Genomic DNA, 24,284 nt, shown 5'->3' with positions numbered 1-24,284 from the left:
GAGCACGTACGGGACCCGGAACCAGAATCCACCGGGCTGTGCAGGGAAGGGGGCCCGGCCCTCATAGAGTCAGGTCAGGGCCACACCAGGCAATACGGCTGATGCCCCACCTCATGCAACCGATGGCTGGAGTCCTGCCACTCGTGCAGCGAATGGGAGGGGTGGGGTGGTGACTTGGGGTTTCTCGGTGGAATGGGCGTTGACTTGGGGAAACTCGTCTCGGTAGTTCTCACGGGTCAACGCCGTTTCCCGGGCTCATGTGCCCTGGATGTGCCCTCCTCGGGACCCAGCGCCTATGCGCTCCTGTCAGTCTGGCACCGCGCAATCCGAACTCAGCCGACGTCCGGAAGACTGCCTGGGACGTGTTGCTCATCGGCCTGACGCTGCGCGCACCGCGCGTTCTCCTGACGCACTGCGTCCAGCCACCGCCACAGCCCGATCTCCTCCAGCGTCAGCCCCGGACACGCCAACCGGTGAGGCACCCGGCACTCTGCCCCCGGTGCGGGCTCCTCGTGGCCGCTGTTCCACGCCGTGCCGTTTGGGTCGACGTACCACCGGTGCCACGCCGGCACCATGTGCGCGGGCGCCGTCAGACCGGGCTGGAAGAGGACATACGCCCCGTAGTAGGTCGGGTGGCGCTCGCCGACCAGCCCACAGTGCGGGCATAGGGGCGGGGACGGCGGCTCGGGTGCGTCGGCGCCGTCCATGGCGGCTTGGGCGCGGTCGACGTTCATCCACGGCTGTGGGGTGCCAGGTGGCGGCTGCCACTGCTCGTCCGGGCTGGGTAACGGGATGACGCGCTGCATGGCATCGTCCGGGTCGGGTAATGCGCTGGTGCTCGTCTCGTCTGCTCCCCCCATGCTGTTGAGCGTCCGTGTACGGCTTATGTGTGGGTAGGGCGCAATCCGGGCGCATTGGTGGGGGAGTGCGGGGCAGGCAGGCGCGCCAAGTGACTCAGGGGGTACACGACGGCCCGACCGCCGCGCAGGACGTGGCCAGGTCGGTTCCTTGGCTCAGGATCGGGGTGGCGCGGTGCTGCCCCGGATGACGAGTTGGGTCGGTACGACGACATCGCGTTCGGTCTCCTCCCCGCGCAGGATGCTCAGCAGCATTCGCCCGGCCAGCTCTCCCTGCTCCCGTACCGGCTGCCGCACGGTCGTCAGGTCGGTCAGCTCGGCCACGGGATGGTCGTCGATGCCGATGACTGACATGTCGTCGGGGATGCGTAGACCCGCCCGGCGCAGGGTGCGGATGGCGCCGAGGGCGACCTCGTCGGAGTGGGCGTACACGGCGGTGGGCGGTTCGGGCTGGCTGAGGAGCTTGGCCATGGCGTCGGCGCCCTGGTCGCCGCCCCAGTCGACGGTGACGACGAGGCGTTCGTCGAGGGGGATGCCCGCGTCGCGCAGGGCGGCGTAGTAGGCGTGGGCGCGGGCGGAGGGTTGCAGTTCGCCGGGCTGGTCTGGGTCGACGGCGGCGATCATGGCGATGCGGCGGTGGCCCAGGAAGAGCAGGTGGTCCATGGCCTGGCGGCCAGCGGTCTCGTCGTCGATGGAGACGTTCGGGTACGGCGCGTGCTGGCCGCCCGCCGCGATGACCGTGACGCCCATCAGTTCCAGGCGCCGCTGTTCCTCCTCGCCGACCGGGAAGGCAAGGACGACCACTGCGTCGACCTTCCGTCGGGCTGGCAGGCGGTGGAAGAAGTCGTGGCGGTCTTCGATGCCGTCCACGTGGTACAGGAGTACGTCGAGGTCGGCGGCCCGCAGCACCGATTCCAGCCCTTCCAGCATCGCCGCGAAGAACCAGCGGGAGATGTGCGGTACGACGACCGCGACCCGCCCGGTGTCGCCGCCGGCCAGGCGGGATGCCTCGGGGGAGACGACGTAGGAGAGCTCCTCGGCGACCGCGAGGACGCGGCGCCGGGTGGCCTCGGCGACACCGCTCTCGTTGTTGAGCGCGCGTGAGGCGGTGGCCATTGAGACGCCGGCCGCGCGGGCCACGTCCGCCATGTTGATCTTCTGGGAGCTCTGCGCCATGCGGGAAGGCTAACTCACCTTCGGATGGTTTCGGAAACGCTTCCAAGATTTCTGGAAGAGTTTCCGAAGGGCTCGTCGGTATCGGTTACCGGGCTGTACGGCCATCTGATCGTTTCAGCATGTCACATGCGTGTTGCGCTTTCGTTACTTGACAGACGTGGTCGGCCACCTCAGTCTTTCGGCAACGGAAACGCTTCCGAAACCCGCTTCGCACTCCCCGCGGCCCGGTCCGAGAAGCACCCCGATCTCTGTCTGCCGACCCCAAGTGGCGCGGCAGCCGCATGGATGCGAGGAGGCATCATGCCTGAGCAGCACCCCACCTCCCCCGCCAGAATCGTCGGCCGCCGCCTGCGCGCCCCGCTGGCGGCCGTCGCCGCCGCGTCGGCACTGGCCACGCTCGCCGCGTGCAGCGGACCCGGCTCCAGCTCGGGCTCCTCCTCGGCCGGCGCGACCCCGACCGCCGTGAACACCGACGTCGCCGGCACCCCGGCGACCCTGAACCTGTTCTCCGCGGCCGGTCTGGAGACGTACGAGCAGGGACTGGCCGACGCCTTCACGGCCAAGTACCCGAAGATCAAGGTCAAGCTGCGGGTCGAGGCGGACAACAACTACAACACCGTGCTGCCGAGGCTGCTCGCCTCCGACTCCGCGCCCGACATCGCCGCGCCCAACGACCTCCTCGGCGGGGTGAAGGACAACCTGCTCACCAACCTCGACGCCTACGACAAGGCGTACGGCTGGAGCTCGAAGGTCCCCGCCTCCGCGCTCGCCCCCGGCCGGGTGTCCAACGGCGTGATCGGCTCCGGCTCGCTCTACGAGGCGGGCGGCTCGGCCGGTCCGCTGGTCGGCGTCTTCTACAACAAGGAGCTGGCCGCGAAGGTCGGCATGACGGCGGTGCCCTCCTCGATCGCCGAGCTTGAAGCGGTGATGGCGAAGGCGAAGGCGTCCGGGATCACCCCGATCGTCGCCTCCAACCAGGACGGTCTGATCGGCCACCTCTACAACCTGCTCCTCGGCGACTACATGGGCGCCCAGAAGCTGAGTGACTTCGTGAACCACAAGCCGGGCGCCACGCTGGACACCCCGGCGGCGGTCGAGGCCACGAAGACCCTGCAGAAGTGGATCAAGGCGGGCTACTTCGCCTCCGACGTCAACGCCGTCAACCAGGAGGCGTCGTACGGCCAGTTCACCGGCGGCAAGGGCCTGCTCTTCTTCCAGGGCAGCTGGATCACGCAGACCATCGACAAGACCTTCAAGGGCAAGTACGGCGTGTTCCCGATGCCGCCGGCGGAGAAGGGCGGCAAGTACGCGGGCATGACCAGCAACACGCTCGCCTACTCGATCGCGGCGCACTCCAAGAACAAGGATGCCGCCGCCCTGTTCCTCGACTTCCTCACCACGCCCGAGGCCGCGAAGGTCGCCGTCGCCAACGGATACGCCGCGGTGACGTCCGGCAGCCAGAAGGTGGCCGCGCCGTCCCTGTCCGGCACCGCGACCGACCAGATCCAGGCCGGTTACGCCGCCATCGCCGCCGACAACGGCTTCGACAGCTGGATCCAGAACGCGGCCCCCGCGGTCAACACCAAGCTGATCCAGCAGCTCCAGCTCCTGGTCTCCGGCAAGGTCGAGCCCGCCGCGATGGTCAAGACCCTCCAGACCACCTACGCCGACGCGATCAAGAGCAGCTGAGCCCCATGCCCTCCACCCGCCGACCGATCAGGAAGGGCGCCGTCGCTGCCCGGGGCCGCAACAGGCTCCGGGCCCGGCGGTGGGCCGGCTGGCTCTTCGCCCTGCCCGCCCTCGCCTTCTACGGCATCTTCAACTTCTACCCGGTGCTGCTGTCGATCCAGTACTCCTTCTACGACTGGGACGGCATCGGCGCCTCCACCTGGGTGGGCCTGAAGAACTACACGGCCGTCTTCACCGACTCCGAGCAGTTCTCCGCCCTGCTGCACGCCTTCTACCTGATCCTCTTCTTCACCGTCCTGCCGGTGACCCTCGCCCTGATCACCGCGTCCGTACTGCGCCGGATCGAGGGCCGCTTCACCGGGACCGTGGCCCGCACCTTCCTCTTCCTGCCGCAGATCATCCCGGGCGCCGCCGCGGGTGTGGCCTGGACGTGGATGTACTCCGACAACGGCGTGGTCAACCAGTTCCTGCGCGCCGTCGGCCTGGGCTCTCTCGCCCGCGCCTGGCTCGCCGACTTCCACTGGGCTCTGACGGCCGTGGGCTTCATCGGCACCTGGCTGTCCACCGGCCTGTGCACGATGCTGCTGCTGGCCGGCATCGGAAAGATCGACAACAGCCTGTACGAGGCAGCCCGCATCGACGGCGCGGGGCCCATCCGCCAGTTCTGGGCCGTCACCCTGCCCGGCCTGCGCAACGAGATCGGCGTCTGCGTCACCATCACGATCATCGCCGCCCTCGCCAGCTTCGACGTCGTCTACCTCGCCACCCAGGGCGGCCCCGGCACCCAGACCATGGTCCCCGGCGTCGCCGTCTACAACCTGGCCTTCAACGACAGCCGCCTCGGCGCCGCCTCCGCGCTCGCCGTCGTCCTCGCCCTGATCGTCATCGCGGTCGTGGCCCCGCTCCAGCGCCTGTTCCGGGAGAAGTGACCATGCCCGAACGCACGCAGACCGTGCGGGCCCTGCGCCGCCGCGCCCCCGGACTCGTCCTCATCACGGCCGCCGCGCTCTACTCGGTCGTACCCCTGCTGAGCATGGTCACCGCGGCCCTCGCCCCGCAGGGCTCCTTCCCCTCCGGCCTGAGCTGGCCCACGCACCCCCACTGGCACAACTTCGTCGACGCCTGGAACGTCGCCAACATCACGACCCTGCTGAAGTCCAGCACGCTCATCGTGCTCGGCGTCGTCCCGGTGGCGGTCCTGATCTCGACGATGGCCGCGTACGCGATCACCGTCCTGGAGATCCCGCTCGGCAAGATCTTCTACACGGTCCTCGTCCTCACCCTGACCCTGCCGTACGAGATCGTGATCGTCCCGCTCTACGAACAGACCAAGGCCATGGGCCTGCTGGGCAGCCAGTGGGCGCTGATCCTCCCGCTGATCGGGATGAACATGCCGTTCGCGGTGTTCTGGATGCGGGCGCACTTCGTGGGCGTACCGAAGGACCTGTCCGAGGCGGCGAGCATGGACGGCGCGGGCCCCTGGCGCGCCCTGTTCCACATCCACCTGCCGCTCGCCCGCCCCGCCATCGCCTCCCTGGCGCTGCTGATGTTCCTGTCCACCTGGAACCAGTTCCTGCTGGCCCTGGTGCTGATCGACGACCCCAACAAGCGCACCATGGCGGGCGCGTTGCAGGCGTTCACCACCAAATACAGCACCGATCAGGTCCTGTTGAACGCCGGAGCCCTGCTCATCATGGCCCCCACGATCCTCGTGTTCCTGTTCCTGCAACGCCACTTCGTCAAGGCGCTGCTCCAGGGCTCGGTCAAGGGCTGACCACCACCCCCCACCCTTTACTTTCAGACAGTAAGGACCGAGCACCATGAGCAACCCGACCCCCACCTCGCCGTCCGCCGACGCCGACTGGTGGCGCTCCGCCGTCATCTACCAGGTCTACATACGCAGCTTCGCCGACGGCGACGGCGACGGTACCGGCGATATCGCCGGCCTCCGCTCCCGCCTGCGGTACCTGGCCTACCTCGGCGTCGACGCGATCTGGATCAACCCCTGGTACCCGTCCCCGCTGGCCGACGGCGGCTACGACGTCTCCGACTACCGCGACATCCACCCCGCGTACGGCACCCTCGACCAGGCGAAGCAGCTGATCACCGAGGCCCACGAGGTCGGCCTGCGGGTGATCCTGGACATCGTCCCCAACCACACCTCCGACCAACACGCCTGGTTCCAGCAGGCGTTGGCGGCCGGGCGCGGCTCCTCGGAACGAGACCGCTTCATCTTCCGCGATGGCAAGGGCGAGGACGGCTCCCTGCCCCCCAACGACTGGTACGCGGCCTTCGGCGGCCCCACCTGGACCCGCACCCACGACGGCCAGTGGTACCTCCACCTCTTCGCGCCCGAACAGCCCGACCTCAACTGGGACAACCCCGAGGTGCGGGCCGAGTTCGAGTCGATCCTTCGCTTCTGGTTCGACCTCGGCGTCGACGGCTTCCGCATCGACGTCGCCCATGGCATGGTCAAGGACCCCGCCCTGCCCGACCTCGGCCTGACCGAGTTCTCGGTCCTCACGGGCGAGGGCCAGCAGAACCACCCGCACTGGGACCGCGACGGCCTGCACGACATCTTCCGCAGCTGGCGGGCCCTCGCCGACAGCTACCCCGACCCCCGCGTCTTCGTCGCCGAGGCCCACGTCCGCCCCAACCGCATGCCCGAATACCTCCGCCCGGACCAGCTCCACACCGCGTTCAACTTCGACTTCCTCAAGTGCCCCTTGGACGCCGACAAGTTGCGCGAGGTCATCGACCGCAGCATCACCAGCCTCGGCACCGTCGGCGCGCCCGCCACCTGGGTCCTGTCCAACCACGACGAGACCCGCCACGTCACCCGCTACGGCCGCGCCGACACCGGCGTCCAGGCCCTGTTCCGGGACCGGTCGATCCCCACCGACCTCGCCCTCGGCACCCGCCGCGCCCGCGCGGCGGCCCTGCTGATGCTGGCTCTGCCCGGCGGCGCGTACATCTACCAGGGCGAGGAACTCGGCCTCTACGAGGTCGAGGACATCCCCGAAAACCTCCTCCAGGACCCCATCTGGGAACGCTCCGGCCACACCCTCCGAGGCCGCGACGGCTGCCGCGTCCCCCTCCCGTGGACCGGCGACACCCCGCCCTTCGGCTTCAGCGAGAACGGGGCTGCCCCCTGGCTGCCCCAGCCGGGGGACTGGAAGTCGTACACCGCGGAAGCCAACCAGGTCGACCCCAACTCCATGCTCCGGCTGTACCGCTCAGCCCTGCGCCTGCGCCGCGACCACCCGGGACTGCGGGGCGAGGAGTTCCGCTGGTTGGAGAGCCCGGAGGGCACGCTGTTCTTCGAACGGGGCGACGGTTTGCTCTGCGCGGTCAACCTCTCCGACCAGTCGGTCCCGCTCCCCGACGCTTCCAGCCCCCTCCTCGCCTCAGGGCCGCTGGGCGAGGACGGGTTCCTGCCCCCGGACACCACGGTCCTGCTGCAGCGGGACTGAGGGACTGCGACGGGACTCTCCGCAGACGTCCGATCCAGCGCGCCTCTGCGCACCCCATTCCGCCAGGGCCTGTCCGGTGTTCCTCCCCGCCGACCGGACAGGCCCTGGTCCAATCGTGGGAGACCGAACCCGCCCTCCGGCGCCCCCGTGCAGAGGCCGCCCAGCACCATGGGCAGGATCGAGAGCGAAGGGGCAGCAGGATGAGGCAGAGCCAGGGAGGACCAGTGCAGGAGCACTATCAGCGCCGGACCACCAACGAGCAGTTCCGTGACGTGACGCTGATCTGGAACTACCACCAGATGGGGCACGAGCTGCGACCTTGCTCGGCGGCGATCGGTTTGGGAAGCCACGATCTGGGCGTGGCCACCACAGCCGCCGACCTCTACCAGGCCGGCCTCTTCCCCGTCCTGGTGTTCAGCGGCGGCAACAGCCCCACCACCCGCGCCCGCTTTCCGCGCGGCGAGGCCGTCCACTAAGGAGGCCCCCGCCGTCTGTGGGACGTGGTCGAGTCGGCAGTGAGCACCTGGGAGGAGTACGGCTCACCGAACACCGCCACGTTCGGTGTGACCGCCACTCGCGACGAGCAGGTCGTCTGGCTCGGGAACCCGAACGGCCCGCAGTGGCCGCTACCCTGCTGAGACAGCCGCCACCGATGCGAGGAACGCCAGGATGGACGACGAGCCGCTGAAGAACTGGGCGGAACGCCGTGACGCGAAGATCGGCCGACTTCGCGCCGTACCTGTCGTATCCGGCGACGGCCCCAGGGCAGCGCATCTGAATCCGGATGCGCCCCGCGCTATCGAGCGCTGGAACGGGCACATGTGGGAGCCGTACGGATTCGCCGCCAACCTGGCCGAGGCCAAAGCCATCCTGTACCCGGAGTCCAACGAGCCGCCGCCACCCAGGCCCGTGCCGAAGCCGCTCGGCTCCGGCACCGGCAAGCACCGCAAACCCCAGCTACCCAGGTCGGACGGCGGGGGCTGGGCGCAGAGGTGACCAGCCCCTCCGCGCTTGCAGCTGCCGCACGGGTGGAGTGGATGGGGGGACGGGGGGAGCACGGTGCGCGTCCCCTCAGCGACGCGAGCATCCCACAGACTCACTCTGCCCCCCAGAGGCAGCCCGAATGCCGGAATGGTAGTTGCTTGTGAGGCGTACGGCAGCGGCTATGACCAGGCTGGCGGTTCCCGCAGATGGAAGGGCTTCGCAGGTGGGTGTTGGGGGGCGAACCCGGTCCACCGTGCAGTGTTCCCTACCTGAAAGCGAGTGTGCGGAACTCGTTGCGGATATCGGTCAGAGGGCTTCGGTCGCGGGTGTAGTAAAGCTTGTTGGTCAGGAGCACCGCCCACCGGCCGTCGGTGGGGGAGATCCACATGCCTGTTCCGGTGAATCCGTAGTGGACCCAGACGTCCTCCTCGGCGGTGGTGCCGGGAGCGGGGTGCCAGAACAGGCCACGAGCTGGCTGGAGCTCACCCGTCTGGATGGTCAGGGACCGGGTGATCCACCTGCTGCCGAAACCAGCCCGCAAATGGGACGTGTCAGGGGCGAGCATGAACCGGAGGAAGGCGGCGAGATCGTCGAGGACAGTGAAGGCGCCGGCGATGCCGCAGACGCCGCCGAGAAGGCGGGCCGAGAAGTCGTGGGCGACTCCCTTGAGGTGGGTGTCGGTGTCCTGGTCCAGTTCGGTGGGCGCGCAGCGGGCGGCGATGTCGGTCGGCAGGGGGCCGAAGCGGGTGGAGTTCATGCCCAGTGGGTGCCAGGTGCGGGCAGCGGCCAGTTGGTCCAAAGGCTGGCCGGAGAGGTGTTCGGCGAGGTAGCCCAGGATGAGGGCAGCCCGGTCGGTGTACTCGACGGCTTCTCCGGGTGTTCGATGGAGTCGTTCACGGAGGACGCCTCGGCGGATCTCCTCGGGGTTGGTGCCGTAGAGGTTCTTCAGTTGGGCTCGTAGCGGGACACCGGCGGTGTGGGTCAGCAATTGTTGGGTGGTGACGGTGCCGAGTGGGTGGCCGACGACCTCGGGCCAGAAGGTGCCGAGCGGCTGGTCGAGGTCGAGGGTTCCGTCCTCCCACAGGGCGCCGATGGAGGACCAGACGGCCAGGATTTTGGTGAGGCTGGCGGCGTCGAAGACGGTGTCGGCGCGCATCGGCACGTCCGGCTCGTCGGGGTCGAGGACGCCGGTGGCGCCCTGGGCGAGGATGCCGGTGGCGTCGCCGACGGCCCACACGGCGCCCGGGTACACCTTGTCGCGGACTCCCTCGTCGAGCAGGGCGTCGATGCGGTCGCGGTCGTACGTCATGGTCTCCCTCTTCGCCGGGGGTATCCCGTCGGTCAGCGTAGTGACGTTCGCGGAGCGGTTCGGGTAGTGACGTGTCGGGCCGTCTGGCGGTCGGTTCATGTGAGCTGTCGGCCGAGGTCGGTCAGGGATCGTGCGGTCGCCGAGAGGGGATAGCGTGCCGCGTTGGCATAGCTCGCCTGTCGGAGCGCGGTCAGCAGCCCGGGTGTCTTTCTCAGCCGGTCGAGGTCGCGCGCGAGTGCGGCGGAGTGGGTGAAGTCGGTGGCCATGCCGGAAGCGGCGAGGACTTCGTTGAGGCCGGGTACGGGCTGGTAGAGGACGGGGAGCCCGCACGCTTGGGCTTCCAGTGCGACCAGTCCCATGGCCTCCAGGGTGGTGGACGGCATGACCAGTACGTCGTGTTCGGTGAAGGCTTTCCACAGCTGTGGGCGACGGAGCCAGCCGAGGTAGCGGACTCGTACGCCGGCTCGTTGCAGCAGTGGGGCCAGTGCGTGGAACTGGGCTCTGGGCGCTGCGACGCTCAGCTCGACACCGGGCACGGGAGCCAGGCTTTTGATCAGGGCCGCGACACCCTTTTCTGCGGTCAGGCGTCCTGCGTACAGGAGCCGCAGGTGGCTGGTGGAGGTGCGTGCCGGCCGGGCGGGCGGGGCGGTGAGCAGGTGGTCGGGGATGCCCCAGGGGATATGGGTGATCTTGCGGCGTTCGATCTGCGGGGCGAGCTTGAGGAGGCGGTCGGCCATTGCGGTGGTCGGGACCACGATGGCGTCGGCGGCCCTGGCTGTTTCGCGTAGCACCTGGAGCTGGTCTCGGCGGGTCTCGGCGAAGAGCAGGTCCGTGCCGTGGACGAGGGCGATCCGGGGATGCGCGGGCATCGCCCGGATGAGGGCTGGGGTGGCGCCGAATGCGAGGTGCTGCAAGTGGATGACGTCGATCTGTGTGGGATCGAGCGTGGCTGTAAGCGCTCTGCGCAGGGTGGCGACGTAGCGGCTGAAGGCCGTTCCTTCCAGGCATTTGCCCGCTACGGGGAGCACGTTGAGTCCGGTGGGTGGACGGGGAGCGTGACCAGGTGGTGCGAGCATGAAGGCGCGGGCCGCGATGAGGGGTTGTTGGCCGGTGTAGAGGTCGAGGAAGAGCTCGACGCTGCCGCCGGGGCTTCCGACGGGGAGATCCAGGAAGGTGGCGGCCATCGGGCCGGTGGCCGAGCGAGCGTTCACCGCGCTCCTCCGTCGATCTCCTCGTAGAGGCGCGAGATGTCGATGCCTTCCGTGGACGCGTACTTGGAAGGCTGCTGCTGGTAGCTGGCCGGGGCGCCGAAGGTGGTGAGGAAGACGAGCTTGCCGAAGGTCATGCCCGGATACACGCGCACCGGTCGGGCGGCGCGGATCTCCAGCGTCCAGCGGATCGCATGGCCCTGGTGTCCGAGCGGAGCCGACACGTGAACCCAGACGCCCAGGGAGCCGGTGGTGCGGTCGCCGTTCAGCAACTGCGCGTAAGGTGAGCATCAGCGTCCACTGGCCGTGGAACCCGATGTCGCCGATGGGGGCGGTGATCTCGACGAACAGGCCGAGGCGGCCGACGGAGGAGCGGCCGAACAGCAGCGGCACGAAGGTGTCGGAGCCGACCTCTTCGAGGGTGTGGCCGAGGTAGAGCTCGCCTGGCTGGAGGACGTGCCCGTCCGGGCCGATGGTGGCTGCGCGGGTGGGGTTGGGCCGGTGGGCGTCCAGGACGGTGCTCGTGTACGTGATCAGGGTGGGGCCCAGACGCACGTTGTAGCTGTTGGGGTTGACCTGGCCGGCGGCGAACGGGGTGATGCGGAGGCGGCCGTCGTGAGCGGCAGCGCTGATTTCCGGGCCGGTGAGGATCATTGCCTGCCTCCTTCCGCGGTGTCGGGAGCGGTGAGGACGTGCTGGACGGCCTGGTCCAGGCGCAGGCCGGCCTCGTGCGTGCGCTCGCCGAGGTAGGTGTCGGCGAGGTAGTCGGTGGTCAGTACGGTGGTGATGGCGTCCGGCAAGGGATCGGGGGCGATGACGAGCGGGCCGGTCTGGGCGGTCAGATGTGACAGCCAGCCAGTGAAGTCCCTGCGTGCCGGCTCAGGTACGTGGGCGTTCACCAGCTGGTTGGCGAACGGCTCGATGGAGAGCAGGTCGCCCTGGGTGAGGGTGTTGCCGAGTGGTACGGCGCGTAGTGCCGTCTCGTTGAGGATGACCGCGTCTGATCCGAGTGCCGTACGCAGGCGGGCGGCGAGGTCCATGAGCAGGCTGCGCCGGTCAAGGGACTGGTGGCGGTAGGCCGGTCTGATCGGGCCGAGGACGCCGGCCAGCTGCTGCTTGACGTCCTCGATGCGTGAGCGCAGGCCCGCAAGTTCCGTGGGAACGACGCTCGGGGCCCGATCCGGGAAGGACGTGGTGCCCGCACCCCATCCCGTGCCCACGGGCGTGGCGATCGCATAGCCGTCGGCGAGTTCCCTGCCCTTGACGACCAGTGTGTCGCCGACTCGGACCGGCCTGTACTGATCGCTGTGGCAGTGCCCCGCGAAGACCACGTCGAGAAAGGGACAGGCCGCAGCGAGTTTCCGGTCGTCGTCGAAGCCGGAGTGGCTGAGCAGGACCCAGCTGTCCACCTCGTGGTGGTGAGCGAGCATCAGCTCGCGTAGGGCCTGGAGGGGATCGATGACACAGTGGCCGGTTCGCTGGGCGGCTGGGATCGAGTGGAAGGCTTGCCGACCGATCACAGCGGTTACGCCGACGCGACGTCCAGCGATGTCCGCGATGTGCAAGCGGCGGAAGAGTGCGTCGCCGGTGTTGGCGTCGACGGCGTTGGCACAGACAGTGCGCCGGTGAAGGTCCGGCTCGAAGTGGTGACCCCAGCCGTGGTTGCCGGGGGCCAGCACGTCGTACAGCCTGAGCAGGATCTCCCGCTCGATGGTTCCGCGGGCGAGGCGGTAGTAGCCGCTGCCTTCGAAGAAGTCGCCGCAGTCCACGATGAGCGAGGTCGGGCGCAGCGCGTGGAGGTGGGTCAGGAACGGCGTGGCGTTGTGGAAGGAGGAGTGGACGTCGGTCGTGGCAACGATCTGGCGTAGGTTCCGGCCGTCGGTGGTCATGGGGTGACCTCGCAGATGTCGGCGCCCAGGGCGCGCAGCTTGCCGGACAGGTCGGCGTGGCCGCGGCGCAGCTGGTCGAGGCCGCCGATGGTGGTGACGCCTCGGGCGGTGAGGCCGGCGACCATGAGGGCGGACCCGGTGCGGATGTCAGTGGCTTCGACGCCCGCGCCCGTCAGCTGCTGGGGCCCGGTCAGGCGGCATTCGGTGGGGGAGATCTCCTCGATCTCGGCGCCCAGGCGGGACAGCTGCGGCAGCAGGTTGCCGTGGCGGCCGGGATTGATGGCGTCGGCGAACAGGTGCGTGCCGGGCAGTCCGAGGGCGAGTGCCATGAGCGGTGGTTCGAAGTCGGCGTCCAGGCCGGCCGGGCTCAGGGAGGCGATGGCCCGCAGGGGACGGCCAGTGGGGGCTGTCTCTTGGGCGCGGACGGTAAGGCCATTCGGCTCCGCGTCTGCGGGGATGCCGAGCTGATGAAGGGCAGCCACGAACGGGCCTACGTCCTTGCCCTGCACGCCGTCGATACGGGCAGTACCGCGCGTCGCGGCGATCGCGCAGGCCAGCGTGGCTGCCTCGATCTTGTCTCCGGGCACTGTCCAGGCAGCGGGGGCAGTCGGCGGCCAGGAGGGCGGTGCGAGAGTGAGTACATGCTCGCCGGCGTGCGTCTCCCAGCCCACCGAACTCAGGGCGTCGAGCACGCTCAGGACTTCGGGTGAGAGGTTTGGCTGACCCAGCCGTAAAGGTCGGCCGGTTGTGAAGGCGCGCAGTGTCGCGGCCACGGTCGCACCGCGGGAGCGGAAGGGCAGTGCGATGGAGACGGTGCCGGTCTGTGAGGTGTGGGCCTCGATGCCGTATCCGGAACTGTCCTGCCGGCTCCGGTCGCCGAACGCCTCGTACACCTTGAAGTGCAGATCCATCCCGCGCGCACCGATCCGGCAGCCGCCTGGCCAGGGCAGCCGCGCCTGGCCGTAACGCGCGAGCAAGGCGGGGACGAGGTAGTACGAGGCTCGGATGTGGGCTGCCTGCGCCAGATCGGGCAGTCCCCGAGATGACTCCGTCGGCAGGATCACATAGGTGGTCGGTTCGCCGACGGGCTGCGTGACATGCCAGCCCGCTTGTTGCAGCAGAACGAGCATGATCTGGACGTCCGTGCTGTCCGGGACGTTGCTCAGCCGAACCGGGCGGCCGAGGGCAGCCGTGGCGGCCAGGAGCGGCAGAGCGGCGTTCTTGGACCCGTCGACGCTCACGGTGCCGGCGAGTGGTGGCCCAGGGCGTACGGCGATCACCTCGGCGGCCACGCCGGGGGCGTGGGTGGTCGTCATCATCAACTCCTCTGCAGAGGAAGGAAACAGGCCATGTCCTGGCTGGGTTTGGTGATCAGATCGATCTCGGCCCAGCAGCGCTTGCCGTTCTCCGTCGGCTCGGCGCGGTACCGGTCAGCGAGAGCGGCGACGAGGTCAGGCCCCGGCCGCCCTCGCTGTCCACATCGGGCAGAGCCGGCTGGGGCAGCACCGGGCTCGCGTCGCAGACCTCGACTCGCAGGACGGCCTCGTCGAGACAGACTGTGAGCGAGGCCGATCCGGTGCCGGCGTACTGCACCGCGTTGGTGACGAGCTCGCTGACCAGTAGTGCAGCCGTGTGCACCACCTCGGCGTCCAGCTCCGTGTCCCAGCCCGCTATCGCGACCACGGCCTGGTGCCGGGCCTCGCTCGCTGCGGCGGGCGTCGAGGGCAGGGAAAGAGCGAGCTGGTGCGCTTCCATGAGCGGCCTCCCGGTGTAGGTGGGGGCCACACCAAGCAACCAGCCCGTCGCCATGAGTGGTTAGCTCGTGCGCGGGCGCTGCATGAGTTATGCAGGAGCTGCATCACCGCCAACTACGACTGATCTATGCTCGATTGAGCAGGCAGGATCAGCGACGGCGGAGGGAGCCGTGGCAGATGGCCGATGCATATGGGGAAGCGAGACGGATCGGAGAACGGATCCGTCGGGCACGGGTGTTACAGCGGCGTTCACAGCACGACGTGGCCGCAGCGCTCGGGTATCACCAGTCCAAGGTGAGCCGTCTGGAGAGCGGTCGCGGCACGGAGGACATCCGCGTATTACGCGCCGTCGCGCAGGAACTGGACATCTCACCCCACGAGTTGGGCCTCGCCCCCGCTCAGGGCGCCTCTGTCGCCGACCCAGAAGCTGATGACATGCACCGCCGCACCTTCCTCGCCGCGAGCATTGCAGCGCTCGCGGCCCCGGCTGGCTTTTCGACCCCGCACACCGCCCTCGTTCAGGCACTCCTGCCCGGCCCCGGCCACGCGGGCACCGGTGGCCCGCAGGACACGGCCGTCCTGTACGAACGAGTCGGATCGGCGCTCAGGCTCTTCCACACCTGCCACTACACAGAGCTGGAGCGCACCCTCCCGGATCTGATCGGTGACCTGCGACTGGCCGCCAGCGAGGCGACGGACAGGGATACGGTGTCCGGGCTCCTGGCCACGGCTTACCAGACCGCGACCAGCCTGCTGCTCAAACAGCACGACCAGGGCAACGCATGGCTCGCCGTCGGCCGGGCGATGGCTGAAGCAGAACGTTCGGGCGACCCGGTGGTCCTCGCCTCCAGCGTCCGTGTCCAGGCCCACGTCCTGGTGCGCGAGAAGCACGCCACCGAAGCCGTCACTCTGGTCCGGCACACCGCCGACCAGCTCACCGGTTCCTACGACCGGCGCTCTCCGAAGTACCTCGTTGCCGTAGGACTGCTACTCCTGCGCGGCGTGACCGCGGCCAGCAGTCGCGGTGATCGCGCGGCCACAAAGGAATTCCTCACCGAGGCCAAGGAAGTCTCCCGGTACGTCACCCTGGACCGGCCCGACGCCTGGGCCACCTTCAGCCCGACCAATGTCGCCCTGCACGAGCTGAGTGCCCTGGTGGCCTTCGGTGACGCCGGCCTTGCCCTCCAGGCGGCCCGCCCCCTCATGCGCCGGCACATCCCGGTCCCCGAGCGACGCGCCGCCCTGTGGGTGGAGGCGGCCCGCGCCTACAGCCAGCAGGGCCGTCTCGCCGACGGCTACCAGGCCCTGCGCATCGCCGAGACCTGCGCCGCACAGGACATCCGCCGCCCCGACGTCCGCAACCTGGTCGCCGACATGGCTGCTCGGGACCGTCGTCGTACGCTGCCGGAGCTGCACCACTTCAGCCGCCAACTGGGAGTCCCCGCGTGACCGAACCGACCGCCCTGGACAAGAAGCCCTTCCTGTACGTCGTCGTGTGCGCGGCCGGTGTCGCCCGTGACGTCGGCAAGCTGATCACCGCTGCCCAGGAGGCGAACTGGGACGTCGGTGTCGTCGCCACACCGCAGGGCCTCGGCTTCATCGACGCGACGGCGGTCGAGGCACAGACCGGCTACCCGATCCGCTCCGCCTGGCGCTCGCCGGGCGACCCTCGCCCGCTGCCGCCGGCGGACGCCATCGCGGTCGCCCCGGCTACCTTCAACACGATCAACAAGTGGGCAGCCGGGATATCCGACACCCTCGCGCTGGGCATCCTGTGCGAGGCGTATGGCATGGGCACCCCGACTGTGGCTCTGCCCTACCTGAACTCCGCCCAGGCCGCCCACCCGGCCTACGAGCAGAGCCTGGAGCGGTTGCGGGGGATGGGCGTCATGATCGGCTCGTGCGAACCGCACAAGCCGAGGGTCGGCGGCGGGGCGGACCGGTTCCGCTGGGAGGAAGCTCTGGACCTGCTGGAGCCCAGGCTCGCCGGCTGATTCCGGGGTGTCAGGAGCCAGGCAGTAGCGCCAGGGCCGTGGACTGGACGAGCTGGGCGGCGACGAGGCTGGGGAACTTCACCCTGCCGTGGGGCAAGCCGGACGGTGATCCGAAGACCTTGCCGCAGCGAAACCAATGCGCCCTGGCCGCCTGACAGCCCCTCTCCGGCACTGAAAAAGGCGAGGCCCGAAGACCCCGCCCAAACCTCACGAAACCCCAGCTCAGGGCCACACAAGGCAATAAGGCTGATGCCCCGCCTCATGCAACCGATGCGAGAAGTCCTGCCACTCGTGCAGCAACTGGTACACATTGAACGCGTCCCGTGGACCGCCCCGGTCCGGGACCGTCGACCAGATGAAAGCCGCCGCGCCGACCGCTTCCTCGCCGATGCCGCGCAGGGGGTCGACGACGGTCATGGGGAGTTTGACGACCGCGTAGTCGGGGTGCAGGACGACCAGTTCGAGGGGTGGCACCTTGTGCAGGGGGACGCCCTCGATGCCGGTCAGGACCATCGCGGCCATCGTCTCCGGCTTGATCTTGGTGAACATGCCGTTCATGCCCAGCTCGTCGCCGCCGAGTTCCTCGGGACGCATCGAGATGGGGACGCGGGCCGCGGTCGCGCCGTCCGGCGCGCCGAAGTATTTGTACGTCACCCCCACCCGACCACCATTCCTGCTCCCCGCCCTGAGGCGGTCGGCCCGCCGGTCGTGCCGCTCGGGCTCGCCCGGTCCACCCTGTGTCCGATGTGCTTCGGTCGCTTCCTCCGCCTCGCGCCGGTGCCTTCCCCGCCGGGCACGTCGAGGACCCAGGTCATCAGTCCCCTCGCCCAGTCCGCCACCGCGATGCATATCTCCACCCGACTGCTTTTCTAGGACGCGTGGCCCCCGCCGCGCAACCCGATCATCGTGTCAGTGACCTCCCCCACGGCCGCCCGCCGAAACGTGCGGTGAAACACCAGTCCGCAGGATCTTCAACAGCTCATGACCACTACCAGTACTACGTGCTCATGAGCTGTGTGTATCAGGTCTCAGTCTCGCAGATGCCCAGGGTCCGATCACGGTTCCGATCCGAGGCGGGCCACTCGCGGGGCGAGCCGCGGCCTACCCTGAGGAGGTCACCACGCAACCGGAGTCAGAGAAGCCGGAGAAGCCGCACGTCATGAGTGCCCTGAGCGAAACGCCCTATCCCTACGACGCGCCCGTCTCCCAGGCGCTCTTCGACCGCGCCTGCGCCGTCACGCCCGGCGGTGTGAACTCCCCGGTGCGCGCCTTCCGTGCCGTCGGCGGCACGCCCCGCTTCATGGCGTCGGGCAAGGGGGCCTACCTCACCGACGCCGACGGGCGTGAGTACGTCGACCTCGTGTGCTCCTGGGGGCCGATGATCCTCGGGCACTCGCACCCCGAGGTCCTCGCCGCCGTTCAGGAGGCCGTCGCGCGCGGTACGTCCTTCGGTACACCCGGTGAGGGCGAGGTCGCGCTCGCCGAGGAGATCGTCGCCCGGGTCGAGCCCGTGGAGCAGGTCCGGCTGGTGAGCAGCGGGACCGAGGCGACCATGAGCGCCATCCGGCTCGCCCGCGGGTTCACCCGGCGGTCCAAGGTGATCAAGTTCGCCGGCTGCTATCACGGGCACGTGGACAGCCTTCTCGCTGCCGCCGGGTCCGGGGTCGCCACGTTCGCACTGCCCGACACGCCGGGTGTCACCGGCGCCCAGGCCGGCGACACGATCGTGCTGCCGTACAACGATCTCGAAGCCGTGCAGGAGGCCTTCCACCGGCACCCCGGGGAGATCGCCTGCGTCATCACCGAGGCCTCGCCGGGAAACATGGGCGTCGTGCCGCCGGACCCCGGGTTCAACCAGGGGCTCCGGGACGCCTGCCACAAGAACGGCGCCCTCTACATCTCCGACGAGGTCATGACCGGCTTCCGGACCAGCCGGGCCGGGTGGTACGGGATCGACGGGGTCAAGCCCGACCTGATGACCTTCGGGAAGGTAATGGGGGGTGGGTTCCCGGCCGCCGCCTTCGGGGGGCGCGCCGATGTGATGGCCCACCTCGCGCCTGCCGGGCCCGTGTACCAGGCGGGCACGCTGTCCGGTAACCCCGTCGCCACCGCCGCCGGTCTCGCCCAGCTGCGGCTGCTCGACGACGCGGCGTACGACAAGGTCAACGCCGTGTCCGCGCAGATCCAGGGCCTGGTCAGCGAGGCGCTGAGCAAGGAGGGCGTCGCGCACCGGGTGCAGAACGCCTCCAACATGTTCACCGTCTTCTTCACCGACCGTCAGGTGCGGACGTACGAGGACGCCAAGCGGCAGGAGGCCTTCCGCTTCACCGCGTTCTTCCACTCCCTCCTCGCGAACGGCGTCTACCTGCCGCCGTCCTGCTTCGAGTCCTGGTTCGTGTCCACGGCCCACGACGAACGGGCCGTCCAGATCATCGCCGACGCCCTCCCGGCGGCGGCCCGAGCCGCTGCGGAGGCCACCGCGTGAGCACCCCCATCGACGGCAGCAAGGACGTCACCGTCGTCCACCTCATGCGGCACGGTGAGGTCGAGAACCCGACCGGGATCCTGTACGGGCGGCTGGCCGGGTACCACCTGTCCGAGCTGGGGCGGCAGATGGCCGACCGGGTCGCCGAGCATCTCGCGCCCCGCGACGTCACCTACGTCTGCGCCTCGCCGCTGGAGCGGGCCCAGGAGACGGCCACCCCGATCGCCAAGGCGCACGGGCTGGACCTGGACACCGACGAGCGGCTGATCGAGGCCGACAACGTCTTTCAGGGGAAGACGTTCGGGGTCGGGGACGGCGCGCTGCAGCGGCCCGGGAACTGGAAGCACCTCGTCAACCCGTTCCGGCCGTCCTGGGGCGAGCCGTACGTCGATCAGGTCGTGCGGATGATGGGCGCGCTGAACGCGGCCAAGGACAAGGCGCGCGGGCACGAGGCGGTGCTGGTCAGCCATCAGCTGCCGATCTGGATCGTCCGGTCCTATGTGGAGCGGCGCCGGCTGTGGCACGATCCGCGCAAGCGGCAGTGCACCCTCGCCTCCCTGACGACGTTCACCTACCTCGGCGACAAGATCGTGTCGGTCGGCTACAGCGAGCCCGCCATCGATCTGGTCCCGGCCCATCTGCGGGCCGGAGCCAAGCCGCAGAAGGGCAAGAACGCCGCTCAGGGCAAGGCCTTCGGGGCCTGACCATTTTCTGACGGTCCGTTTGACCGGGCTTGGATCGCTTTTGCCGTAACTATTGCGAAAAACATAAGAATTAACGGAACCTCCCCGATCGCTGTGCCCTCTCTGTGGGTGACCCACACCGAAGGCGCGACGAATCGGGGATCTTCCATGCGCACCGTCTCCCGGACCCTCTCCCGCCGGGGCATACTCAGCCTCGGCGCAGGCGCGGCGGCCGCCGCCACCCTTTCCGGCTGCGGGAGCAACACGTCATCCGACGGTGCCGGCGGCTCGGGCGGTTCCGGCGGCGGAAAGAGCGGACAGGGCGGCGACGCGAGCAGCGCGCCCCAGGGCAAGCTCATCGGCGACGGCTCCACGTCGTACACCGGCAAGCAGCCGCACCAGCCGGACGCCCCCCGGCCGCTGGAAGCGGGCGAGACCCCGCCGCAGTTCGTGGTCTTCTCCTGGGACGGTGCCGGCGAGGTCGGCAACGGGCTCTTCCCGCGCTTCCTGGACCTGGCCAAGGAGCACGGCGCGTCCATGACCTTCTTCCTCTCGGGGCTGTACCTGCTGCCCGAGTCGAAGCGGCGCATGTACGAGCCGCCGAACAACAAGATCGGCGCCTCCGACATCGGCTACCTCAACGACGAGCACGTCAAGGCGACGCTGACCAACATTCGCCGGGCCTGGCTCGAAGGCCACGAGATCGGCACCCACTTCAACGGGCACTTCTGCGGCGACGCCCACACGTCGGTCAAGTGGTGGACGCCCGCGCAGTGGCACAGCGAGATCAAGCAGGCCAAGTCCTTCGTGCAGAACTGGAAGACCAACACCGGCTTCACGGACATGCCGGCCCTGCCGTTCGACTACGAGAAGGAACTCGTCGGCAGCCGCACGCCCTGCCTGCTCAACCAGGAGAACCTGCTGCCGACCGCCCGTGAGCTGGGCTGGCGCTACGACGCCTCCTCGCCGGGCGGGCTGCAGATGTGGCCGGTGAAGAAGCACGGGCTGTGGGACTTCCCGCTGCAGGCGATCCCCTTCCCCGGCAGGAAGTTCCAGGTCCTCTCGATGGACTACAACATGATGTTCAACCAGTCGGCGAACTCCACCAAGGCGCCCGCCTACAACTACCCGGCCTGGCGCGAGCAGGCGGCCGGGGCGTACATCGCCGGCTTCAAGCGGGCGTACTTCTCGAACCGGGCGCCGTTCTTCATCGGCAACCACTTCGAGCACTGGAACGGCGGCATCTACATGGACGCCGTCGAGCAGGCCTTCAAGCACATCGCGCAGGCGAAGGAGAAGGGCGCCGACGTCCGGCTGGTCTCCTTCCGGCAGTTCGCCGACTGGATCGACGTGCAGAAGCCCGAGGTGCTCGCCAAGCTGCGCACGCTGGCCCCCGGACAGGCGCCGACCGGCGGCTGGAAGACCTTCCTCGCCTGACCGCCGCAGCCATACCCCCTGCGGTGCCCCCCTGTCGGAAATGTCCCGTGTAAATACGCCCTGAAATGCGGTTTTCCGACCGGCAGGGGGGCGCGCGAGATCCCCGGAACGGCCATGCGAAACTTTTCACATGAGTACCCGTAGCCGCGCCGCCCTGCTCAGCGCCATGGCCGCTGTGGCGGCCCTGACCCTGTCCGCGTGCGGCAAGGGCGGCACCTCCGGCGGCGGTGGCAACACCAACTTCGTCACCGGCAACAACGGCATCGCCACCGCCCCCGTGGGCAAGCGCGACGCGGCCCCGGACCTGTCCGGCACGACCATCGACGGCAAGACCCTCGACGTCGCCTCCTTCAAGGGCCAGGTCGTCGTCGTCAACGTCTGGGGCTCGTGGTGCAGCCCGTGCCGGGAAGAGGCGAAGTACTTCGCCAAGGTCTCGCAGAGTTACGCGGGCAAGGGCGTGCAGTTCGTCGGGATCAACACCCGCGACACCAGCACCACCCCCGCCGTCAACTTCGAGAAGGAACACGGCATCACCTACCCGAGCCTGTACGACCCGACGGGCAAGCTGATGCTCCGCTTCAAGAAGGGCACCCTCAACCCGCAGCTGATCCCCTCCACGCTCGTCATCGACAGGCAGGGGAAGGTCGCCGCGCGGGCCCTGGAGGCGCTCGACGACACCGCGCTGCTGAAGATGCTCCAGCCCGTCCTGGCGGAGAAGTGACGTGAGCGCCCTCGTGACGCTCGCGGCGACGGGCGAGAACCAGACCGTGCTCAACGGCGCCCTGCTGATCGCCCTGCCGGTCGCCCTGCTCGGCGGACTCGTCTCCTTCTTCTCGCCCTGCGTCCTGCCGCTGGTCCCCGGCTACCTCTCCTACGTCACCGGCGTCGCCGGCACCGACCTGGCGGAGGCCAGACGGGGCCGGATGGTCGGCGGGGCCGCGCTGTTCGTGCTCGGCTTCAGCTCCGTGTTCGTCTCCGGCGGCGCGCTCTTCGGCTTCTTCGGCTCCACCCTCCAGGAGTACCAGGGCACGCTGTCCAAGGTGCTCGGCGTGCTCATGATCGCCATGGGCGTCTTCTTCATGGGGCTGATGCCCTGGCTCACCCAGCGCGAGTTCCGCTTCCACAAGCGGCCGACCGCCGGCCTGATCGGCGCGCCCGTCCTCGGTGCCCTGTTCGGCATCGGCTGGACGCCCTGCATCGGCCCGACCCTCGCGTCCGTGAACCTCCTTTCCATGAACCAGTCGAGCGCCGGACGCGGCGCGGTGCTGATGATCGCCTACTGCGTCGGCCTCGGGGTGCCCTTCGTGCTCGCCGCGGTCGCCTTCCGCAAGGCGCTCGGCGCCTTCGGCTGGGTCAAGCGCCACTATGTGTGGGTGATGCGCATCGGCGGCACGATGATGATCGCGACCGGTGTGCTGCTGCTGACCGGCGCCTGGGACAGCCTGGTCCAGCAGATGCAGACCTGGTCCACCGGCTTCACTGTGGGGATCTGATCGATGACCAAGACCGCAACCGACACCGGCCAGGACCAGGAGGATCTCGGCGCGGCCGGCTCCCAGCTGTCCACCGCGCCCCAGGAGGAGATCTCCGTGGCGCCCGGCCTCGGCATCATCGGCTGGGCCCGCTGGTTCTGGCGGCAGCTGACCTCCATGCGGGTCGCGCTGCTGCTGCTCCTGATGCTCTCGCTCGCCGCGATCCCCGGCTCGCTGATCCCGCAGTCCGGCGCCGACCTCAACAAGGTCGACGACTTCCGCAAGGCCCACACCGCGCTCGCGCCGATCTACGACAAGCTCGGCCTGTTCCACGTCTACAGCTCGGTGTGGTTCTCCGCGATCTACATCCTGCTGTTCATCTCCCTCATCGGCTGCATCATCCCGCGCGCCTGGCAGTTCACCGGCCAGCTGCGCGGCCGCCCGCCGGGCGCGCCCAAGCGGCTGGACCGGCTGCCCGCCTACACCACCTGGCGCACCACCGAGGACCCCGAGAAGGTCCGCGAGGCCGCGCTCGCCCTGCTGAAGCGGAAGCGCTTCCGCGCCCATGCCGCCGGTGACGCCGTCGCCGCCGAGAAGGGCTATCTGCGCGAAGTGGGCAACCTGGTCTTCCACATCGCCCTGATCGTGCTGCTGATCGCCTTCGCCTGGGGCCAGCTGTACAAGTCGGACGGCACCAAGCTGGTCGTCGAGGGCGACGGCTTCGCCAACTCGATCCTCCAGTACGACGACTTCAAGTCCGGCAGCCTGTTCCGCGACGACGACCTCGTGCCGTTCAGCTTCGACCTGAAGAAGTTCACCGGCACCTACGAGATCAGCGGCCCCAACAAGGGCACGCCGCGCACCTTCCAGGCGACGCTCGGTTACAGCGAGGGCGCGTACGGCAAGGAGAAGGCGACCACCATCAAGGTCAACCAGCCGCTGCACATCGGCGACGCCAAGGTCTACCTGGTCAGCCACGGCTACGCACCGGTCATCACGGTCCGCGACGGCAAGGGCAAGGTCGTCTACCACGACGCGGTGCCGCTGCTGCCGCTCGACGGCAACGTCAGCTCCAACGGCGTGATCAAGGTGATGGACGGCTACAAGAACGGGCAGGGCGTCTCGGAGCAGCTCGGCTTCCAGGCCTTCTTCGTGCCGACTTTCGACCCGAAGAGCGGCACGATGCTCTCGCAGTTCCCGGCGCTGCTGAACCCGCTGCTCGCCGTGAACGCTTACCACGGCGACCTCGGCGTCGACTCGGGCATCCCGCAGAGCGTGTACCAGCTCGACAAGACGCACATGAAGGAGTTCAAGGACAGCAAGGGCCAGCTGCTGAAGAAGCTCCTCCAGCCGGGCGACACCATGACGCTGCCGAACGGCGCCGGGTCCATCACCTTCGAGAAGGACATCAAGCAGTGGGCCGGCTTCGAGATCGTCCAGGAGCCCGGCAGCATCTGGGCGCTCGGCGGTGCCGTCGCCGCGATCTTCGGCCTGGCCGGGTCCCTGTTCATCCAGCGCCGCCGGGTGTGGGTGCGCGCGGTGCGCGGCGCCGACGGCGTGACGGTCGTCGAGATGGCCGGCCTCGGCCGCAGCGAGTCCGCCAAGGTGCCCGAGGAACTGGGCACCCTCGCCGGAACCCTCTACGACCAGGCGCCGGGCGCACCCGACGCCTCGGAGGCGGAGCCGGACGCCGTGTCCGACTCCGACACCGCAGCTGCCGAAGGGGCTGAGAATTGAATCCGCTCCCTCGCGGTTCCAGGGAGCTTCCTGGCTCACGCCGCCCGACGGACCAGCGGCCCGCCAGGTCTTCCACGATCAACGCCAGCCGGGTTGAAACCAGCCCGGTAACACGGCCACAAGCTTCCTCCAGACCT

Annotated in this window: 21 protein-coding genes and 3 pseudogenes; 14 read left to right on the top strand and 10 right to left on the bottom strand. The window is 69.0% G+C overall.

Translation table 11 applies throughout. From position 1 onward, the window contains the following. Positions 1-332 precede the first annotated feature (332 nt). Entirely contained in the window at positions 333-860 is a 528-nt protein-coding gene (locus tag LE548_RS32450) for a DUF6083 domain-containing protein (protein WP_225100578.1), read from the bottom strand. A 153-nt stretch (positions 861-1,013) separates the two neighbouring features. Then, positions 1,014-2,033: a LacI family DNA-binding transcriptional regulator gene (locus LE548_RS32445; RefSeq protein ID WP_225100577.1), complete on the bottom strand. Its 1,020-nt coding sequence runs from the start codon at positions 2,031-2,033 to the stop codon at positions 1,014-1,016. A 300-nt stretch (positions 2,034-2,333) separates the two neighbouring features. On the opposite strand from LE548_RS32445, the gene LE548_RS32440 reads away from it, so the two are divergent. From LE548_RS32440 to LE548_RS32415, 6 genes and pseudogenes are all read left to right on the top strand, one after another. Then, complete coding sequence (locus LE548_RS32440) at positions 2,334-3,722, top strand: ABC transporter substrate-binding protein (RefSeq protein WP_225100576.1); 1,389 nt, start codon at positions 2,334-2,336, stop codon at positions 3,720-3,722. Between the two features lie 5 nt (positions 3,723-3,727). After that, positions 3,728-4,651, top strand: coding sequence for a carbohydrate ABC transporter permease (locus LE548_RS32435; RefSeq protein ID WP_225100575.1), 924 nt, complete (start codon positions 3,728-3,730; stop codon positions 4,649-4,651). Positions 4,652-4,653: 2 nt separating this feature from the next. Continuing rightward, complete coding sequence (locus LE548_RS32430; protein WP_225100574.1) at positions 4,654-5,496, top strand: carbohydrate ABC transporter permease; 843 nt, start codon at positions 4,654-4,656, stop codon at positions 5,494-5,496. Between the two features lie 46 nt (positions 5,497-5,542). Next, positions 5,543-7,195: a glycoside hydrolase family 13 protein gene (locus tag LE548_RS32425; RefSeq protein ID WP_225100573.1), complete on the top strand. Its 1,653-nt coding sequence runs from the start codon at positions 5,543-5,545 to the stop codon at positions 7,193-7,195. A 200-nt stretch (positions 7,196-7,395) separates the two neighbouring features. After that, positions 7,396-7,668: pseudogene (locus LE548_RS32420) on the top strand (YdcF family protein); the annotation flags it as partial. Between the two features lie 196 nt (positions 7,669-7,864). Continuing rightward, entirely contained in the window at positions 7,865-8,191 is a 327-nt protein-coding gene (locus LE548_RS32415) for a DUF6087 family protein (RefSeq protein WP_225100572.1), read from the top strand. Between the two features lie 253 nt (positions 8,192-8,444). Here LE548_RS32415 and LE548_RS32410 read toward each other — a convergent pair whose 3' ends face one another. From LE548_RS32410 to LE548_RS32380, 7 genes and pseudogenes are all read right to left on the bottom strand, one after another. Beyond that, positions 8,445-9,488 (bottom strand): serine hydrolase, encoded by a 1,044-nt coding sequence (locus LE548_RS32410; protein ID WP_225100571.1) that lies wholly within the window; start codon positions 9,486-9,488, stop codon positions 8,445-8,447. Between the two features lie 95 nt (positions 9,489-9,583). Continuing rightward, entirely contained in the window at positions 9,584-10,672 is a 1,089-nt protein-coding gene (locus LE548_RS32405; protein WP_225100588.1) for a glycosyltransferase family 4 protein, read from the bottom strand. A 23-nt stretch (positions 10,673-10,695) separates the two neighbouring features. Then, a pseudogene (locus LE548_RS46650) lies at positions 10,696-10,977 on the bottom strand (deoxycytidine triphosphate deaminase); the annotation flags it as partial. 166 nt (positions 10,978-11,143) lie between these two features. Then, positions 11,144-11,350: pseudogene (locus LE548_RS46645) on the bottom strand (dCTP deaminase); the annotation flags it as partial. Then, the gene (locus LE548_RS32390) at positions 11,347-12,585 is read right to left on the bottom strand and encodes a metallophosphoesterase (RefSeq protein ID WP_225100570.1); all 1,239 of its coding nucleotides are present in this window, start codon (positions 12,583-12,585) and stop codon (positions 11,347-11,349) included. The gene LE548_RS32390 and the pseudogene LE548_RS46645, both read right to left, overlap by 4 nt. Then, positions 12,582-13,901, bottom strand: coding sequence for a UDP-N-acetylglucosamine 1-carboxyvinyltransferase (locus LE548_RS32385; RefSeq protein WP_225100569.1), 1,320 nt, complete (start codon positions 13,899-13,901; stop codon positions 12,582-12,584). Before LE548_RS32385 ends, LE548_RS32390 begins: the two co-directional genes overlap by 4 nt. Before the next feature lie 55 nt (positions 13,902-13,956). After that, entirely contained in the window at positions 13,957-14,340 is a 384-nt protein-coding gene (locus tag LE548_RS32380; protein ID WP_308030857.1) for an ATP-binding protein, read from the bottom strand. A gap of 176 nt (positions 14,341-14,516) precedes the next feature. On the opposite strand from LE548_RS32380, the gene LE548_RS32375 reads away from it, so the two are divergent. Further along, positions 14,517-15,788 carry a helix-turn-helix domain-containing protein gene (locus LE548_RS32375; RefSeq protein WP_225100568.1) on the top strand — a complete coding sequence of 424 codons (1,272 nt, stop codon included), beginning with the start codon at positions 14,517-14,519 and terminating at the stop codon, positions 15,786-15,788. Continuing rightward, complete coding sequence (locus LE548_RS32370) at positions 15,785-16,333, top strand: flavoprotein (protein ID WP_225100567.1); 549 nt, start codon at positions 15,785-15,787, stop codon at positions 16,331-16,333. Before LE548_RS32375 ends, LE548_RS32370 begins: the two co-directional genes overlap by 4 nt. A gap of 222 nt (positions 16,334-16,555) precedes the next feature. Here LE548_RS32370 and LE548_RS32365 read toward each other — a convergent pair whose 3' ends face one another. Then, positions 16,556-17,182, bottom strand: a complete 627-nt coding sequence (locus LE548_RS32365; protein ID WP_225100566.1) for a hypothetical protein — start codon at positions 17,180-17,182, stop codon at positions 16,556-16,558. Between the two features lie 319 nt (positions 17,183-17,501). Here LE548_RS32365 and hemL point away from each other — a divergent pair, with 319 nt between their 5' ends. From hemL to LE548_RS32335, 6 genes are all read left to right on the top strand, one after another. Beyond that, positions 17,502-18,818: a glutamate-1-semialdehyde 2,1-aminomutase gene (gene hemL, locus LE548_RS32360; RefSeq protein WP_225100587.1), complete on the top strand. Its 1,317-nt coding sequence runs from the start codon at positions 17,502-17,504 to the stop codon at positions 18,816-18,818. Positions 18,819-18,862: 44 nt separating this feature from the next. Continuing rightward, on the top strand, positions 18,863-19,522 hold the full coding sequence (locus LE548_RS32355; RefSeq protein ID WP_225100586.1) for a histidine phosphatase family protein: 660 nt from the start codon (positions 18,863-18,865) through the stop codon (positions 19,520-19,522). 147 nt (positions 19,523-19,669) lie between these two features. Next, complete coding sequence (locus tag LE548_RS32350; RefSeq protein ID WP_225100565.1) at positions 19,670-20,938, top strand: hypothetical protein; 1,269 nt, start codon at positions 19,670-19,672, stop codon at positions 20,936-20,938. A gap of 130 nt (positions 20,939-21,068) precedes the next feature. Further along, positions 21,069-21,659, top strand: a complete 591-nt coding sequence (locus LE548_RS32345) for a TlpA disulfide reductase family protein (RefSeq protein ID WP_225100564.1) — start codon at positions 21,069-21,071, stop codon at positions 21,657-21,659. Position 21,660: 1 nt separating this feature from the next. Further along, the gene (locus LE548_RS32340; protein ID WP_225100563.1) at positions 21,661-22,431 is read left to right on the top strand and encodes a cytochrome c biogenesis CcdA family protein; all 771 of its coding nucleotides are present in this window, start codon (positions 21,661-21,663) and stop codon (positions 22,429-22,431) included. 3 nt (positions 22,432-22,434) lie between these two features. After that, positions 22,435-24,147, top strand: a complete 1,713-nt coding sequence (locus LE548_RS32335) for a cytochrome c biogenesis protein ResB (RefSeq protein WP_225100562.1) — start codon at positions 22,435-22,437, stop codon at positions 24,145-24,147. The last annotated feature ends 137 nt before the right edge of the window (positions 24,148-24,284 follow it).

Source organism: Streptomyces sp. CoH27 (assembly GCF_020181035.1).
Lineage (GTDB): Bacteria > Actinomycetota > Actinomycetes > Streptomycetales > Streptomycetaceae > Streptomyces > Streptomyces camelliae.
The sequence above is the reverse complement of the archived record's forward strand: the minus strand, read 5'-3'. Positions and strand labels throughout refer to the sequence as shown.

Coding starts and splice junctions, on each gene's coding strand:
- LE548_RS32335 (WP_225100562.1), top strand. CDS start 22,435: ATGACCAAGACCGCAACCGACACCGGCCAGGACCAGGAGGATCTCGGC.
- LE548_RS32440 (WP_225100576.1), top strand. CDS start 2,334: ATGCCTGAGCAGCACCCCACCTCCCCCGCCAGAATCGTCGGCCGCCGC.
- LE548_RS32375 (WP_225100568.1), top strand. CDS start 14,517: ATGGCCGATGCATATGGGGAAGCGAGACGGATCGGAGAACGGATCCGT.
- LE548_RS32355 (WP_225100586.1), top strand. CDS start 18,863: ATGCGGCACGGTGAGGTCGAGAACCCGACCGGGATCCTGTACGGGCGG.
- LE548_RS32345 (WP_225100564.1), top strand. CDS start 21,069: ATGAGTACCCGTAGCCGCGCCGCCCTGCTCAGCGCCATGGCCGCTGTG.
- LE548_RS32350 (WP_225100565.1), top strand. CDS start 19,670: ATGCGCACCGTCTCCCGGACCCTCTCCCGCCGGGGCATACTCAGCCTC.
- LE548_RS32425 (WP_225100573.1), top strand. CDS start 5,543: ATGAGCAACCCGACCCCCACCTCGCCGTCCGCCGACGCCGACTGGTGG.
- LE548_RS32435 (WP_225100575.1), top strand. CDS start 3,728: ATGCCCTCCACCCGCCGACCGATCAGGAAGGGCGCCGTCGCTGCCCGG.
- LE548_RS32415 (WP_225100572.1), top strand. CDS start 7,865: ATGGACGACGAGCCGCTGAAGAACTGGGCGGAACGCCGTGACGCGAAG.
- LE548_RS32390 (WP_225100570.1), bottom strand. CDS start 12,585: ATGACCACCGACGGCCGGAACCTACGCCAGATCGTTGCCACGACCGAC.
- LE548_RS32410 (WP_225100571.1), bottom strand. CDS start 9,488: ATGACGTACGACCGCGACCGCATCGACGCCCTGCTCGACGAGGGAGTC.
- LE548_RS32385 (WP_225100569.1), bottom strand. CDS start 13,901: ATGACGACCACCCACGCCCCCGGCGTGGCCGCCGAGGTGATCGCCGTA.
- LE548_RS32405 (WP_225100588.1), bottom strand. CDS start 10,672: ATGGCCGCCACCTTCCTGGATCTCCCCGTCGGAAGCCCCGGCGGCAGC.
- LE548_RS32450 (WP_225100578.1), bottom strand. CDS start 860: ATGGGGGGAGCAGACGAGACGAGCACCAGCGCATTACCCGACCCGGAC.
- LE548_RS32365 (WP_225100566.1), bottom strand. CDS start 17,182: ATGCATCGCGGTGGCGGACTGGGCGAGGGGACTGATGACCTGGGTCCT.
- LE548_RS32380 (WP_308030857.1), bottom strand. CDS start 14,340: ATGGAAGCGCACCAGCTCGCTCTTTCCCTGCCCTCGACGCCCGCCGCA.
- LE548_RS32430 (WP_225100574.1), top strand. CDS start 4,654: ATGCCCGAACGCACGCAGACCGTGCGGGCCCTGCGCCGCCGCGCCCCC.
- LE548_RS32445 (WP_225100577.1), bottom strand. CDS start 2,033: ATGGCGCAGAGCTCCCAGAAGATCAACATGGCGGACGTGGCCCGCGCG.